The organism is Ruegeria sp. YTSC192 (assembly GCF_059609705.1).
Map to the genome: position 1 here is coordinate 105,622 of NZ_JBXWMG010000005.1, position 14,877 is coordinate 120,498.

Below are 14,877 nucleotides of genomic sequence, written 5' to 3' on the forward strand. Positions count from 1 at the left end.
GCAATTTCAGAGGCCCGACATGTCAGCATATGATCCGGACAACATTTTTGCCAAAATCCTGCGCGGCGAAATCCCCTCGACCCGCGTATACGAAGATGATGAGACGCTGGCGTTCATGGACATCATGCCCCGTGCCGATGGTCATCTGCTGGTCATCCCGAAAACCCCGTGCCGCAACGTGCTGGACGCCACGCCCGAGCAGCTGAACGCCGTCATGGCAACCGTGCAGAAACTGTCACGCGCCGCCAAACAGGCGTTTGATGCAGGTGGAATCACGATTCAGCAATTCAACGAAGCGGCAGGGGGGCAGGAGGTCTTCCACCTGCATTTCCACATTCTGCCCCGGCATGAGGGCAAACCCCTGCGCGCACCCGGCACGATGGGGGATTTCGAGGTCATTGCCAAACACGCCGAGCAAGTCAAGGCTGCGCTTTAGGTCTTCGAGGCTGCGTGATTTCGGGTGCTAAGCCGTCAGAGCTGCCGGAAACATTGCCCTGAAACGAAATTGCCGTTCCGATTTGGGGTCGGAACGGCAGACTCGTACCCATACACTTCACGGGTCCCCGGATCAGATCCGGGTTACCGGTTAACATACCACTCACTCAAGACTGGTAGGACAATGTTACTCTGCAACTGGGCGAATGTATGCCAATTTAGTGAAATTTGGTTAAGCTTTCTCTTAAATGGTCACAATGGCTGCCAAATATTGCAGGGTTGAAACGACCGCTAGCTGCAGCTTGGAAACAGAGAGGTGCAGGCGCGGAGATTGTATGAGGATTTGGCCGTCCCGGCGATTCGAAATTGGTGTGTGTTGGGCCGGGTCAGTTCCGTGGTTGACCCTGACGAACCAAAAACATGGATCTTTCATACCCATTTGAAACTTCGGAAACCTTTGGCGCACGAGAAAATCCGATCATTCCCCACGCCTGAAGCGTTCGGACAATTGTGGAAAGCCGTATCAAAAAGGCGATGGTTCGATCTAAAGCGTGGTTTGAGAAAGAAACGGCAAATGATCCGCCAAAAATTATATTCCGGTTGCTATTGCAGTTGTTTTAGCTTTGATGAACCACATCTAAATCATTGTTTTAAATGGTGCGGTCGAGAAGACTCGAACTTCCACGGGAGTTACCCCACAGCGACCTCAACGCTGCGCGTCTACCAATTCCGCCACGACCGCACTGCCAATGACTTGGTAGCGCGGCGTATAGACGCTTGGAACCCGGATGTGAAGAGGCAAAAGCGCGTCGGTTTGATTTCCGCGTCGGCATTCATATCTGTACAATCCAACCATCCTGCAGGAGCCCCCTATGACCACCCCGGATACCCGTCCCGTTGTTCAGATTGATGTTGTTTCTGACGTCGTATGCCCTTGGTGCATCGTCGGCTTCAAACAGCTTGATCAGGCGTTGCAGCAGCAAAACGTCCTTGCCCGGCTCAGATGGCATCCGTTTGAGCTGAATCCGCAGATGCCAGCCGAAGGGCAGAACCTGCGTGAACACATTATGGAGAAATACGGCAGCACCGTCGAACAAAGCGCTCAGGCGCGCGAGCGATTGACCTCGATCGGGGCAGAGCTTGGCTTTGCTTTCAATTTCACCGACAACAGCCGCATGGTGAATACGTTCCAGGCGCATCAGTTGCTGGACTGGGCCGAGGGGCAGGGGCGACAGCACCTGCTGAAACTGGCGCTCTTCGAAGCGTATTTTACGAATCAGAAAGATGTCTCGGACATTGATGTGCTTGCAGGCGCGGCTGAGGCCGCAGGTCTGGACCCGCTAGCCGCGCGGGCGGCGTTGGCATCTGGGGATCATCAGGCCTCGGTGCGGGAGAAACAGCAATTCTGGACCAGTCGGGGCATTTCCGGCGTGCCTTCGATGGTGTTTGCCGGGAAATACCTGACCACGGGGGCGCAAGGGGCCGAGACATACGCCAATGTCCTGAAGCAATGTCTGGAAGAGGCCGCGTGACCTCTTTCTCTCAACCGTCCGGCACGGTATGAGGCAGGCATGGAATGGAAGATCACAGATGGGTTGACCAACTACCCCGAGGCCGTCGCTTTTATGGATGCGCGGGTTGCAGCCATCGCTGCGGGCGAAGCCGATGAATGCGTTTGGCTGTTGGAACATCCGCCTCTTTACACGGCGGGTACGTCTGCACGGCGTCAGGATCTGACCGACCCTGACCGGTTCCCTGTCTATGACAGCAAGCGCGGTGGTGAATACACCTATCACGGCCCCGGTCAGCGGGTGGCCTATGTCATGCTGGATCTGAACAAACGGGGCCGCGATGTGCGCCTGTTTGTAAAGCAGCTCGAGACCTGGGTGATCGCCGCATTGGATGAGTTCAACGTCAAGGGTGAGATTCGCGACGGGCGCGTCGGCGTGTGGGTGCAGCGGGATGACAAGCCGCTGACGATCACCGGTCAGCCTGCAGAAGACAAGATCGCTGCGATCGGTCTGCGCCTACGCAAGTGGATCAGCTTTCACGGCATTTCGATCAATGTCGAGCCTGAGCTGGACCATTTCTCGGGCATTGTACCTTGCGGCATTCGGGAACACGGCGTCACATCGCTGGTTGATCTGGGGCTGCCGGTGACAATGGCAGATGTGGATGCCGCCCTGCGCAAAAGCTTTGCGGAAGTCTTTGAACAAGCCGACGCACAGCGCGCCTAGGGCTCCAGCACGATCTCTTGCCGCAGTCTCGCGGTGGTTTTGTCGAAGATCAGAATGCGGTTATCGTCGGTGACCACGCCATACCAGTTGTTTCCAATCGTCACGGCCTGAGCTTTGGCGCCGTCTGGCAGCTCAATCTGATCGGGCAGGGTCGGGGTTCGGTCCGATAGCCGGATGACAATCAGTGCGAATGTCAATAGAACCCCGCCAATCATCACCGCGGTCAGCAGCATGACCATACGCCGAAGCAGCCTCAGCTGCGGCGTTTCCTGCGGTTCTTCTTGGGGTTCGGAAGGGACAGTCATGGGCACCCGACAGGTTGAGTTTCAGATCGCGGCCGCTCCGCCGCCTCGCCTTGATAAGGCGCTTTCGCGGGATGTGCCAGCCGGGGAAAACCTGTCGCGCACCCGTCTGGTGCGATTGATCGAAGAGGGCTCGGTTCTGGTCGAGGGGGCAGAGGTGCGCGATCCAAAGGCCAAAGTGGCGGAAGGAGCCGTGGTGGTCATCACGGTTGCTGAGGCCGAAGACAGCCATATCGGCCCCGAGGATATCCCGCTTGAGGTGGTATTCGAGGATGACGACCTGATTGTGGTCGACAAACCCGCCGGAATGGTCGTGCATCCTGCGCCGGGATCGCCGAGCGGGACGCTTGTAAATGCGCTGCTTCACCATTGCGGGGCAGATTTGTCCGGGGTGGGCGGGGTCAAACGACCCGGCATTGTCCACCGGATCGACAAGGAAACCAGTGGGCTTCTTGTGGTCGCCAAATCGGATGCAGCTCATCATGGACTGGCCGCACAGTTCGAGGCGCATAGTGTCGAGCGTTACTACCGAGCGGTCTGCTACGGGGTACCGGATGCCAATGACCCGCGCTTGCGGGGCGTCAAAGGGGTGAGTTTCGAGCCGGGCAACATCATGCGCCTGACTACTCAGCTTGCGCGGCACAAAACCGACCGTCAGAGACAGGCGGTTCTGTTTCACGGTGGGCGGCACGCCGTGACACGTGCGCGTGTGGTCGAGACGTTTGGGTCTCCGGCAGGGGTGACGCTGGTGGAATGCTGGCTTGAGACAGGGCGTACCCACCAAATTCGCGTGCACATGGCCCATGCAGGTCATGGTCTGGTTGGTGATCCGGTCTATGGTGGTAAGCGCAAATTGGCGGCCAAAGCGTTCAGCGCGGCAACCTCTGAGGCCGTGCGTGCCTTTCCGCGTCAGGCGTTGCATGCCGCCGTCTTGGGCTTTGAGCACCCGGTGACAGGCGAAAACCTTCGATTTGAAGCGGATCTGCCGCAGGACATGCAGGACCTGATTGAAACGCTGCGCACCCCTCTGTCATAATACGCAAACTCCTGTGAGTAAGAGTTTCTTAGCTTTTCTTTACCCAAGCTTAATTTCAAACTGTTAACGGTACCTCTTGAAAGGGATGGGTTCCTTACCCATATCGTATGTTAAAGAACTAAACATTTGTCGGAGGGACATCAAAATGGCAAATTACGCAAATCTCCCCGCGCCGACGCCTGAGGGCGGCCTGAACCGCTATATGCAGGAAATTCGCAAGTTTCCTCTGCTGGAGCCGGAAGAAGAATACATGCTGGCCAAGCGCTGGGTCGAAGAGCAGGACACCGAGGCCGCGCATAAGATGGTCACGTCGCATCTGCGTCTTGCGGCCAAGATTGCCATGGGCTATCGCGGCTACGGTCTGCCGCAATCCGAAGTGATTTCCGAGGCCAATGTGGGCCTGATGCAGGCGGTCAAGAAGTTCGATCCTGAAAAAGGATTCCGACTGGCGACCTATGCCATGTGGTGGATTCGGGCCTCGATCCAGGAATATGTCCTTCGGTCCTGGTCGATGGTGAAACTGGGCACCACTTCGGCACAGAAAAAGCTGTTCTTTAATCTGCGCAAGGCCAAGGCCCGCATCGGTGCGCTGGAAGAGGGCGACTTGCGCCCTGAAAACGTCGCACGGATCGCCAATGATCTGGGTGTGACCGAGGAAGAAGTCATCAGCATGAACCGCCGCATGTCCGGTGGTGATGCCTCGCTGAACGCGACCGTCGGGTCCGAGGGCGAAGGCACCATGCAGTGGCAGGACTGGCTTGAGGACGAGGACGCCGATCAGGCGGGCGACTACGAGGCACGCGATGAGCTGGACGCCCGGCGTGAGCTGCTGGCAGCCGCACTTGAGGTGTTGAATGATCGCGAGAAGGATATCCTGACTCAGCGCCGCCTGATGGATCAGCCGGTCACTTTGGAGGAACTCAGCACGCAATACAGCGTCAGCCGCGAACGTATTCGGCAGATCGAGGTCCGCGCGTTCGAGAAGCTGCAAAAGAAAATGCGCGATCTGGCCCGTGAAAAAGGCATGCTTGCGACGCGCTAGGCGTGAAGATCATACAGCCCGCAGATCACTGCGGGCTGTTTTACAAAATGATGTAAAACAAAAGCTTACACCCCATATCTAGTCCATTTTTGATTGAGTGTTGACACTTGCCCTGGCTAGGTCTTGAGTTGGAACGCAGACCGAGCGCAAAGATCAGGGAGAAAGCGATGCAGAAACCGGTTCAATTTGGCGTTCTGGGGGCTGCTAAGTTTGCGCGGCAATTTATGGCTCCGGCGATCCACGCAGCCGATGGGGCGCGTTTGGCGGGGCTTGCGACCTCAGGCCCGGTCAAGGCCGAACCGTTTCAGGCGTTTTGCCCAGATCTGAATGTCTATGACAGCTACGACGCACTTCTGGATGATCCCAAGATCGAGGCCGTCTATATCCCTCTGCCAAATCACATGCATGTTGAATGGAGCCTGAGGGCGCTGGACGCGGGTAAGCATGTGCTGTGTGAAAAGCCGATGACGATGCAGGCGGCTGAGTTTGATGCGCTGATCGAAAAGCGTGATCAGACAGGGTTGCTGGCGGCCGAGGCCTATATGATCGTGCATCACCCTCAGTGGCAGTTCGTCAGGAAACTGATCGCCGATGGTGCCATTGGCAATCTGGTTCATGTGACCGGCGCGTTCAGTTTCGACAATCGGCAGGATACGACCAATATTCGCAATCGGGCGGAAACCGGCGGGGGCGGGCTGCGGGACATCGGGGTCTATGTGATCGGTGGCGCGCGGTTCGCCACAGGACAGGAGCCGTCTGAAGTACAGTCCGCGATCCGCTGGCAGGACGGCATCGACACGTTCACCGAAATTCGCGCACAATTCCCGGGCTTTACCTATTCGGCCTATGTCTCGATCCGGATGCACCCGCATCAAGAGATGGTGTTTCACGGCGAAGGCGGTGTCATCCGCCTGACCGCTCCGTTCAACGCACGGGTGTTCGGCGAGGCGCGGGTTGAACTGCATCGCCCGGGGCTTGAGGTTCAGGTGACCCGGTTTCCCGGCGACGATCACTATAAACTGCAGGTTGAGGCCTTCTGCCGCTCGGTCCGCGAGGGGGCGGCCTATCCGTGCCCGCTGGAGTTTTCGCGCGGGACGCAAGAGATGATTGATCGCGTGTTCGCGGGTGCCGTTCCCCTCTGACTTGCCAGACGTTGCCTGCCGCGCGTATCCTGTATTGCACACATAAAAGGAGAGGTCCCATGGCCGGAGGTTGGGCCCGAGATGGTGCGGTCAGTGAACAGATCGAGGCGTCTATTTCCGACGAACTGGCGCGGATGCAGGCGCAAAAGCGGCCGGTTGGTGAAAGCTTGACCCATTGTGCGGAATGCGAAGAACCCATTCCCGAAAAACGCCGACAAGCACTGCCCGGTGTCAAGCTGTGTTTGGACTGCCAACAGGATCGGGATGGGACATATCAGCAAAGGTCAGGCATCAACCGGCGCGGATCGAAAGATAGCCAGTTGAAGTGATTGCCCGCGTTTGCTGCCTAAAACTTGTCAAGACAGCCAATAGTTGGCACCTTAAACCGCATTGAGATTTTGTATTTTGGTTTTGGTTAAAAAGGTGCATTCAGATGGCTGTTTTGAAAAAGGGCTCCAAGGGTAAGGACGTCGCCGAGGCGCAGAAACTTTTGAACAAAGCGGGCGCAAAGCCCAAACTGGAAGAGGACGGAGATTTTGGCCCTCTGACCGAAAAGCAAACCCGCGCGTTTCAGAAAAAGGCCAAACTGTCGGCTGATGGCAAAATCGGCCCCAATACTCTGGCAGCTTTGAAATTTGGTGGCCCGTTGCCGAAACGGCCCGAGATTGTGTTCGAACAGGACGTCAAGACCGACGTCAGAAGCGGGGCCTACACGCCGACCCTGTCCAAAGAAGTGAATCAGGCCATCTCGCAGTTCGAAACGATGGTTGTTTCCGCCAACAAGAAATTCGCGGCGACCCGAAAGGCGCTTGAGGTTGATGTGAAGGCTGCGAACCAGAGAGTGGAGGTCGCCAAAAAACTCGCCGCGCAGATTGAGTTGTTCGACAAGACTGTGACCACGGACCCTGCGAAAGCGAAAAAGCTGATCCCCCAGATTGAAAGCCTGAACAAGCAGTGGGAGAAGCTGTATTTGGGCTACAATGGCGGCGATTGGCGTGGCAAGCATCTGGATGTTGCGATCAAAGACATAGAGCGGAGCCTGAAGGCCCTGAAAGACGTTTGACGCCTATCTGAGAAGGCCCGGGCCGTTGCCAGCCCGGGCGCTCCGTTTAGTCTTCCATCGCTTCCAGTTCGTCGATGAAGCCTGAGATCATCGACAGGCCCTTGTCCCAGAACTTGGGGTCGCTTGCGTCCAGCCCGAACGGGGCCAGCAGGTCCTTGTGGTGTTTTGACCCACCCGCGCGCAGCATTTCGAAATACTTGTCCTCGAACCCTTCAGCGCCGCTTTCGTAGACCGAATAAAGCGCGTTCACGAGGCCGTCTCCGAATGCATAGGCGTAGACGTAGAACGGGGAATGGACGAAATGCGGGATGTAGGCCCAGAAGGTCTCATACCCTTCCATGAATTCGAACGCAGGCCCAAGGCTTTCGGCCTGAACGCTCATCCACAGGGCATTGATGTCGTCCGGGGTCAACTCGCCTTCGCGGCGGGCGGCGTGCAGTTTGCATTCGAAATCGTAAAAGGCGATCTGACGGACGACCGTGTTGATCATGTCCTCGACCTTGCCAGCCAGCAGGACCTTGCGCTGTTCCTTGGTTTCGGCCTTGTCCAACATTTTGCGGAAGGTCAGCATCTCACCAAAGACTGAGGCGGTCTCGGCCAGTGTCAGCGGTGTCGAGGACAGCATCTCGCCCTGATCGGCGGCCAGAACCTGATGGACACCGTGGCCAAGTTCGTGCGCCAATGTCATCACGTCGCGCGGTTTGCCCAGATAGTTGAGCATCACGTAAGGGTGGACATCTGTCACGGTCGGATGCGCGAAAGCGCCCGGTGCCTTGCCCGGCTTCACCGCCGCGTCGATCCAACCTTTCGAGAAGAAGGGCGAGGCAATCTCACCCATACGCGGATCAAAGGCGTTGTAGGCATCCATCACCGTCTTTTCGGCCTCGTCCCAGCCGACGATGCGGGTGTCTTCCATGGGCAGTGGCGCGTTGCGGTCCCAGACCTGCATCACGTCCAGACCCAGCCATTTGCGTTTGAGCTCATAGTAGCGGTGGCTCAGCTTGGGGTAGGCGGCGACGACAGCTTCGCGCAGGGCTTCGACCACTTCGGGCTCGACGTCGTTCGACAGGTGGCGACCGGTCTGTGCGCTCGGCATGTTGCGCCAGCGGTCTACGATTTCTTTTTCCTTGGCCTGCGTGTTGTGGACACGGGCGAAGGTTTTGATGTTGTCCTGAAAGACGGCGGCCAACTCGCGCGAGGCCGCCTCGCGTTTGCTGCGGTCCTGTTCGGTCAAAAGGTTCAGGGTGCCTTCGATGTTCAGCTCTTCGCCGTCGACGGTGAAGGTCAGGCCCGCGATGGTTTCATCGAACAAACGCTCCCACGCGTCGCCGACCACGCCGAGGTCATGGAGGAATTTCTCAAGCTCGTCAGACAGTTGGTAGGGTTTCATCGCGCGGATACGGCGGAAGACGGGCTCATAGCGTGCAAGATCAGTGTTGGCCGCAAAATGCGCCTGCAGCACGTCGTCTTCGATGCGGTTGATCTCAAGCGTGAAGAACACCAGAGGGGTGGTGAAGACGGTGATCTTTTCCTGCATGTCCGACAGGAACTTGGCGCGGTCGGCATCGGTGGTCAGTTGGTAATAGCGCAGACCGGCGAAGGACATGATCCGACCGGCGATGGCGTTGATCTTTTCGTTGCGATACACGCAGGTCAGCAGGCCTGCGGCGTCCAGATCGGCCAGTTTGCCCTCGTAATCCGCCGCGAATGAGGCGCATTCGCCCTCAAGCCAGTCCAGATCCCGCGTCAGCTCGGCCGCTTCTTCCGAGGCATAGAGGTCGGTCAGGTCCCATTCGGGCAGGTTGCCAAGATTATCGGCACCGCCGACTGCATTTGCATCACGGACAGGAAAGGGCAGGTCGCGCATGGAACACCTCTGATTAGCTTTGTTGCCAAACATCTAGGGCTGGCGCGCCCGGATCACAAGCCGCCAGTCAAGATCAGTGTCGTGCGGAGGCCTTAGGGGCGATTTGCCAGGAAATGCGCGGTCAGCTCGTCCAGAACCGGATTGCGAACCTCGGGGGCTTCCATCAGCACCTCATGCTCGCCATCGGGGATCTCGACCAGACGGCCGTTGGGCCAGTTGGCCATCCGGGCCCGGATCGCCTTGCGGTCAACAATCTGTTCGTGGCTGCCCAGATAGGTCAGGCAGGCGGTGTCCGGCGCCGGTTGCGCCATCAGCCATTCACATTCGCTGAGGGCTTCGCGCAGCCATTGGTTGGACGGGGCACCAAGCGCCAGCTCGGGGTGCGCCTTCAGTTGATCCTGCATCATTTTGAACATGTCCGGGTCGCGCGTCAGCGAGTTGCCCTCGAACGGTTCCGCCAGAACATAGCTGGTTAAGGTTGTTGTCGGGGGGGTACGTTCCCCCAACCCCAGCGCCGTGCCCCAATAGGCGGTCATACGGCTGAGGGGTTTCATGATCGGCACGAAGAAAATGCCCCACATCGGCCCGGTGAACGCGCAGGCGGCAAAGCAATCGTGCTGGATGACCGCGCGCAGGCCGATTGCGCCACCCATCGAATGTCCGATCACGTACCACGGGCGCGGCAGGTCCAGTGTCTCCGCCAGTTCTAGCACCACGGCGACGTCATGTTGGTAGTCGGTGAACTCTTCGACATGCCCGATGCGGGGTTCGTCCAGCATGCGGTCGGCCAAGCCCTGTCCGCGCCAGTCGACGGCGAGGGCGGCGAATCCGCGGTTCAGGAATTCCCCCGCGGTGCTGGCGTATTTCTCGATATATTCGGTGCGGCCCGGAAACAGGAATACCGTGCCGTTCTTTGCATCCTCGGGCAGCCAATGCCCGACACGGATGCGTTTGCCGTCGGCGGTGTGGACCCAATGGGCTGTACCACCGGCGGGGTCGCCGGCCACGTCATCATAAAAGGGGGCCGGCGAGTACTCCATCAGGCCAGTACCGATGCAAGCTGCATGGCGATTCCCATGTCACCGTCGACGCTCAGCTTGCCGGACATGAACGCACCGGTCGGGTTCAGATCGCCGCTGAGAATCTGTTCGAACGTGTCCGCATCCGCGCTGAGTGTCACGTCGGCATCGTCATCACTGACGCGGGCACCGTCGCCGTCCAGAACAATCGCGCCCAGATCGGCGATTGCAAACTTGGCGGACGCATCAAAGCCACCGCCAGCCAGCTTTTCATTCAGCGCGGCCGCAGCCTTTTCAAGAATCTCGCTCATGCTTTTCCTCATATTGTTTATGCGCCGTGAATGGACATCCCCGGTCGCAACGCTACACTGACCATTGTTATGGGTATTGCAATCAACAATCTCAAAGGTACCGTTGCGGCACTTGTCGTGCTAGTCACGTTTTCCACCAGTGGTGGAGCGCAACAAGCGGATTCCCGCGACGAAGAGGCGCTGTTGAGACAGCTGACAGCGGCAACCCCGGAGCAAGCCGTCGGTCTCGATCGGCAGTTGCAGGCGCTATGGTCGCAATCCGGTTCACCCTCGGCCGATCTGTTGCTTGAGCGGGGGCGCGACGCACTGGACGACGGCGATATCGAGACTGCGATAGAACACCTCACCGCGTTGACCGACCACGCGCCCGAGTTTGCCGAAGGCTGGCACGCGCGGGCCTCGGCCTTTTTCGGCATCGACCGGTTTGGAATGGCTGCGGCTGATCTGGAACATGCGCTGACCCTCAACCCGAACAACTATCAGGCTATTTACGGTCTGGGCCTGATCTTCGAGGTCGTCGGCAAACCCGATCAGGCGCTTGAGGCTTATTCCCGCGCGTTGGCTATACATCCCCATCATGAAGAAGTAACCAATGCCTTGAATCGGCTGAAGCCTCAGGTTGAAGGCAAGGCGCTGTAAGTCTCAGGACGCTGGGGGCAAAGGTGAGCGGGTCATCCCGAGTAGTGGCCGTACTTGGCCCAACGAACACAGGTAAAACTCACTACGCGATAGAACGCATGCTGGGATACCGGACAGGTGTCATCGGCCTGCCTCTGCGTCTGCTCGCGCGTGAGGTTTATGACAAGATCGTCGCCATTCGCGGCCCCTCGGTCGTGGCGCTGGTGACGGGTGAGGAACGGATCGTACCACCGCGTACGCAATACTGGGTCTGCACGGTCGAGGCGATGCCCGAAGGCATGGGCGCGGATTTCGTCGCGATTGATGAAATCCAGCTTTGCGTCGATCCCGAACGCGGCCACGTATTTACCGACCGGCTGCTGCGCTCGCGCGGAACGAGCGAGACGCTGTTTCTGGGGTCCGACACCATGCGCGGCCCAATTGCGGCACTGGTGCCCGAGGCGCAATTTGTCCGGCGCGAAAGGATGTCTCAGCTGGTGTATTCGGGATCGAAAAAGATCAGCCGAATGCCCCCGCGCAGCGCAATTGTCGGGTTCTCGGTCGAAAACGTCTATGCCATCGCCGAACTTTTGCGCCGCCAAAAGGGTGGGGCGGCCGTTGTGATGGGCGCGCTTAGCCCGCGCACGCGGAACGCGCAGGTCGACCTCTATCAGAATGGTGAGGTCGACTATCTGGTGGCGACCGATGCCATCGGGATGGGCCTGAACCTGGATGTGAACCACGTGGCGTTTTCCTCGCTGACGAAATTCGACGGTCGCCGAATGCGCCCCTTGGCCCCCAATGAGCTGGCCCAGATCGCAGGCAGGGCAGGCCGGGGCATGTCGGATGGCACTTTCGGTGTGACCGGCGAGGCCCCGCCGCTGGACGAGGGCGTTGCGCAGGCGATCATGGACAGCCGCTTTACGCCGATGAAAAAGCTGAACTGGCGGAATGCCGCCCTGCGGTTCGGCTCGATCGACGCGCTGATCACATCGCTTGAGGTCAGCCCGAATGATGAACATCTGACCAAGGCCCGCCCTGCAGACGACCTGAACGTGCTGAAATCGCTGTCTCAAGTGACCGAGGTCGCAGCCCGCGCCAGCGATGGCCCGTCGATCCGTTTGCTATGGGATGTGTGCCGAATTCCCGATTTTCGGGGTATCAGCCATTCGGAACATGCCAGCCTGCTCGAGGTGATCTACGGCCATTTGCACGAGCGCGGCGCGATACCGGACGACTTCATGGCGCGGCAAATCCGCCGGATCGACCGGACGGACGGAGATATAGATGCGTTGTCCAAAAGGTTGGCTTATATTCGCACTTGGACATATGTTGCGCAACGAAACGGCTGGGTCCGTGACGAATCGCATTGGCGCGGCGAAACGCGCACTGTAGAAGACAGGTTGTCGGACGCTCTGCATGATCGTCTGACGCAAAGATTTGTGGACCGGCGCACATCCGTTTTGTTGCGCCGGCTCAAACAGAAGGAGGCCCTTTTGGCCGAAGTAAATGACAAGGGTGAAGTGACCGTCGAAGGCGAATTCGTCGGTCGTTTGGAAGGGTTCCGGTTTACACCGGACAAAAGCGCGCAAGGGGCTGAGGCGAAAGCGCTCAAGTCGGCCTCGCTGCAAGCACTGGCACCGCAATTCCATCTGCGTGCCGATCGCTTCTACAATGCACCCGATACCGAAATTGATTTTACCGATCAGGGTGGCCTGATGTGGGGCGAATACGCTGTCGGCAAACTGGTTGCCGGGGCAGAGCCTCTCAAGCCGATGGTCGAGGTTTTTGTGGATGAGGCCGCAGGGCCGGACGTCGAACAGAAGGTGCAGCGCCGTCTGCAGCACTTCATCGACCGCAAAGTGGCCGCACTGTTCGAGCCGCTGCTGAACCTGTCGCGGGACGAGGAACTGTCCGGTCTGGCCAAAGGTTTTGCCTTCCGCATGGTCGAGGCGCTGGGCGTGCTGCCCCGTGCGCAGGTCGCGCAAGAGGTCAAAGATCTGGATCAGGACGCTCGTGGCGCGCTGCGCAAGCATGGCATCCGTTTTGGTCAATTCACCATCTTCATGCCACTATTGCTGAAGCCTGCGCCGACGCGCCTGCGTCTGGTTCTGTGGGCATTGTCCAGCGGTTTGCAGGAATTCCCCGAAGCGCCGCCTCCGGGTCTGGTCACCGTACCGGTCGCCAAGGATGCGCCGCAAGGCTATGACACGATGTGCGGTTACCGCGATGCTGGCGATCGCTCGATCCGGATCGACATGCTGGAACGTCTGGCCGATATGCTGCGCTCTGAGGACAGCCGGGGTGGCTTTGAAGCCAAGCCCGACATGCTGTCGATCACCGGCATGACGCTGGATCAGTTCGCGGACTTGATGCAGGGACTGGGCTACAAGGCCGAACGCGGCGAGCGTGAAAAGGTCAAGGCCGCACCTGCCGAGGCCCCTGTAACTCCAGCGGAAGAACAACCCGCCGTCGATGAAACCCCGGCCGTTGAGGCATCGACCGATGAGGTCGCCGCACCCGCCGAGGCGCCAGCCGAGGCCACCGAAAGCACCGAGGCGCCAGCCGAGGCCCCGGTCGCAGAACCCGCAAGTGACGAGCCCGAGGTCGAGGTGTTCTTCACTTTCACATGGGGCCGCCAGCGCCAGCAGAACCGTGGCCCGCGCCGCGAGCAGGGGCAGGGCAAAGGCAAGCCGCGTGGGAAACCTCAGGACGGCCGCAAGCCGCAAGGCAAGAAGGGCGGCAAGCCGCAGGGCGCAAAATCCTTCTCGTCGCGGCCTCCGAAGAAGGAAAAGGCGATCGACCCCGACAACCCGTTTGCAGCAGCGCTGATGGGTTTGAAGGGCGGCAACTGATCCGTCATGGATCAGGCCAAGCTGCGGATCGACAAATGGCTCTGGCAGGCGCGGTTCTTCAAGACCCGCAGCCTGTCGGCGAAACAGGTCAGCAGCGGCCATGTCAGGCTGAACGGAAACCGGGTGCTGAAACCCGCCCAGACAGTAGTGCCCGGGGACGTTCTGACCTTTCCACAGGGGAAAATCGTCAGGGTCGTGCGCGTTGAAAAGCTCGGCGACCGCCGCGGTCCGGCCCCCGAGGCGCAAACATTGTACTTCGATATGACGGAAAAACAGGACATACCCCCTAGAAACCCGTCATTTGAAGGAAAAGGTCGTCCAACCAAGAAAGATCGGCGCGCGCTTGATCTTTCTCGCACCCCGAACGGCCCCACATCTTGAAGCCGAACCCGGACTGAACTAGCTAGACGCCAAATCTAATTGGGATTCTGAACATGACCTACGTCGTTACCGAAAACTGCATCGGCTGCAAATACACCGACTGTGTGGAAGTGTGCCCAGTGGACTGTTTCTACGAAGGTGAGAATACGCTGGTCATCCACCCTGACGAATGCATCGACTGTGGCGTCTGTGAGCCCGAATGCCCGGCTGATGCTATCCGCCCCGACACTGAACCGGGCATGGAAAGCTGGGTTGAATTCAACCGCAAATTCTCGGAAATGTGGCCGGTCATTGTCACCAAGAAAGACCCATTGCCCGAGGCGGAAGAGCGCGACGGCGAAGAAGGCAAGATGGAGAAGTACTTCTCCGAAGCTCCGGGTGAAGGCGGATAAGCGATTCGTGCCGTTTATGTTTGCCTGTGGCATAGGCTAGCGCGGGTTAGCCTGTTGATTATAGGGTGATTGCTTAAAATTTCCCCAAGGTAAACTTTCGAGTGTCGCATTTTTGTGATATACTCCGTCCTTACATGATGACTGAGATTGGGATGTGCTCCGTAAGTATGCTCGCTT

16 protein-coding genes and 1 tRNA gene are annotated in these 14,877 nt (G+C 58.6%); 12 read left to right on the forward strand and 5 right to left on the reverse strand.

Annotation, left to right across the window (positions count from 1 at the left end):
• Positions 1 to 19: 19 nt before the first annotated feature.
• Complete coding sequence (locus tag AC2FD8_RS09185; RefSeq protein WP_496855587.1) at positions 20 to 436, forward strand: HIT family protein; 417 nt, start codon at positions 20 to 22, stop codon at positions 434 to 436.
• A 654-nt stretch (positions 437 to 1,090) separates the two neighbouring features.
• Here the strand turns inward: AC2FD8_RS09185 and AC2FD8_RS09190 are convergent.
• Positions 1,091 to 1,177: transfer RNA gene (locus AC2FD8_RS09190), tRNA-Leu, on the reverse strand.
• Positions 1,178 to 1,307: 130 nt separating this feature from the next.
• Here AC2FD8_RS09190 and AC2FD8_RS09195 point away from each other — a divergent pair.
• A complete protein-coding gene (locus AC2FD8_RS09195; RefSeq protein ID WP_496855589.1) occupies positions 1,308 to 1,967 on the forward strand; it encodes a DsbA family oxidoreductase in 660 nt (219 codons plus the stop codon).
• 39 nt (positions 1,968 to 2,006) lie between these two features.
• Positions 2,007 to 2,672: a lipoyl(octanoyl) transferase LipB gene (gene lipB, locus AC2FD8_RS09200; protein WP_496855591.1), complete on the forward strand. Its 666-nt coding sequence runs from the start codon at positions 2,007 to 2,009 to the stop codon at positions 2,670 to 2,672.
• Here lipB and AC2FD8_RS09205 read toward each other — a convergent pair.
• Positions 2,669 to 2,977 (reverse strand): DUF6476 family protein, encoded by a 309-nt coding sequence (locus tag AC2FD8_RS09205; RefSeq protein WP_496855593.1) that lies wholly within the window; start codon positions 2,975 to 2,977, stop codon positions 2,669 to 2,671. The genes lipB and AC2FD8_RS09205 overlap by 4 nt on opposite strands.
• On the opposite strand from AC2FD8_RS09205, the gene AC2FD8_RS09210 reads away from it, so the two are divergent.
• From AC2FD8_RS09210 to AC2FD8_RS09230, 5 genes are all read left to right on the forward strand, one after another.
• Positions 2,976 to 4,010 carry an RluA family pseudouridine synthase gene (locus AC2FD8_RS09210; protein WP_496855595.1) on the forward strand — a complete coding sequence of 345 codons (1,035 nt, stop codon included), beginning with the start codon at positions 2,976 to 2,978 and terminating at the stop codon, positions 4,008 to 4,010. The genes AC2FD8_RS09205 and AC2FD8_RS09210 overlap by 2 nt on opposite strands.
• 145 nt (positions 4,011 to 4,155) lie before the next feature.
• Positions 4,156 to 5,052 (forward strand): RNA polymerase sigma factor RpoH, encoded by an 897-nt coding sequence (gene rpoH, locus AC2FD8_RS09215; RefSeq protein WP_496855597.1) that lies wholly within the window; start codon positions 4,156 to 4,158, stop codon positions 5,050 to 5,052.
• 167 nt (positions 5,053 to 5,219) lie between these two features.
• Positions 5,220 to 6,194, forward strand: coding sequence for a Gfo/Idh/MocA family protein (locus AC2FD8_RS09220; protein WP_496855598.1), 975 nt, complete (start codon positions 5,220 to 5,222; stop codon positions 6,192 to 6,194).
• Between the two features lie 59 nt (positions 6,195 to 6,253).
• Positions 6,254 to 6,523: a DksA/TraR family C4-type zinc finger protein gene (locus tag AC2FD8_RS09225; RefSeq protein WP_170469981.1), complete on the forward strand. Its 270-nt coding sequence runs from the start codon at positions 6,254 to 6,256 to the stop codon at positions 6,521 to 6,523.
• Positions 6,524 to 6,627: 104 nt separating this feature from the next.
• On the forward strand, positions 6,628 to 7,257 hold the full coding sequence (locus AC2FD8_RS09230) for a peptidoglycan-binding domain-containing protein (protein WP_496855600.1): 630 nt from the start codon (positions 6,628 to 6,630) through the stop codon (positions 7,255 to 7,257).
• Positions 7,258 to 7,303: 46 nt separating this feature from the next.
• On the opposite strand, the gene AC2FD8_RS09235 is transcribed toward AC2FD8_RS09230, so the two are convergent.
• The 3 genes from AC2FD8_RS09235 to AC2FD8_RS09245 form a co-directional block, all read right to left on the reverse strand.
• Complete coding sequence (locus AC2FD8_RS09235) at positions 7,304 to 9,124, reverse strand: M3 family oligoendopeptidase (RefSeq protein WP_496855602.1); 1,821 nt, start codon at positions 9,122 to 9,124, stop codon at positions 7,304 to 7,306.
• A 92-nt stretch (positions 9,125 to 9,216) separates the two neighbouring features.
• A complete protein-coding gene (locus AC2FD8_RS09240) occupies positions 9,217 to 10,164 on the reverse strand; it encodes an alpha/beta hydrolase (protein ID WP_496855604.1) in 948 nt (315 codons plus the stop codon).
• Complete coding sequence (locus tag AC2FD8_RS09245) at positions 10,164 to 10,454, reverse strand: SCP2 sterol-binding domain-containing protein (RefSeq protein ID WP_170457946.1); 291 nt, start codon at positions 10,452 to 10,454, stop codon at positions 10,164 to 10,166. The genes AC2FD8_RS09240 and AC2FD8_RS09245 overlap by 1 nt, the downstream gene beginning before the upstream one ends.
• 30 nt (positions 10,455 to 10,484) lie before the next feature.
• Between AC2FD8_RS09245 and AC2FD8_RS09250 the strand changes: the two genes are divergently transcribed.
• From AC2FD8_RS09250 to fdxA, 4 genes are read left to right on the forward strand one after another with little or no spacing between them, the layout of a single operon-like run.
• Complete coding sequence (locus AC2FD8_RS09250) at positions 10,485 to 11,093, forward strand: tetratricopeptide repeat protein (RefSeq protein ID WP_496855606.1); 609 nt, start codon at positions 10,485 to 10,487, stop codon at positions 11,091 to 11,093.
• 23 nt (positions 11,094 to 11,116) lie between these two features.
• Positions 11,117 to 13,927 (forward strand): helicase-related protein, encoded by a 2,811-nt coding sequence (locus AC2FD8_RS09255; protein ID WP_496855608.1) that lies wholly within the window; start codon positions 11,117 to 11,119, stop codon positions 13,925 to 13,927.
• Positions 13,928 to 13,933: 6 nt separating this feature from the next.
• Complete coding sequence (locus tag AC2FD8_RS09260; protein ID WP_496855610.1) at positions 13,934 to 14,308, forward strand: RNA-binding S4 domain-containing protein; 375 nt, start codon at positions 13,934 to 13,936, stop codon at positions 14,306 to 14,308.
• A 53-nt stretch (positions 14,309 to 14,361) separates the two neighbouring features.
• Complete coding sequence (gene fdxA, locus AC2FD8_RS09265; RefSeq protein ID WP_496855612.1) at positions 14,362 to 14,700, forward strand: ferredoxin FdxA; 339 nt, start codon at positions 14,362 to 14,364, stop codon at positions 14,698 to 14,700.
• The last annotated feature ends 177 nt before the right edge of the window (positions 14,701 to 14,877 follow it).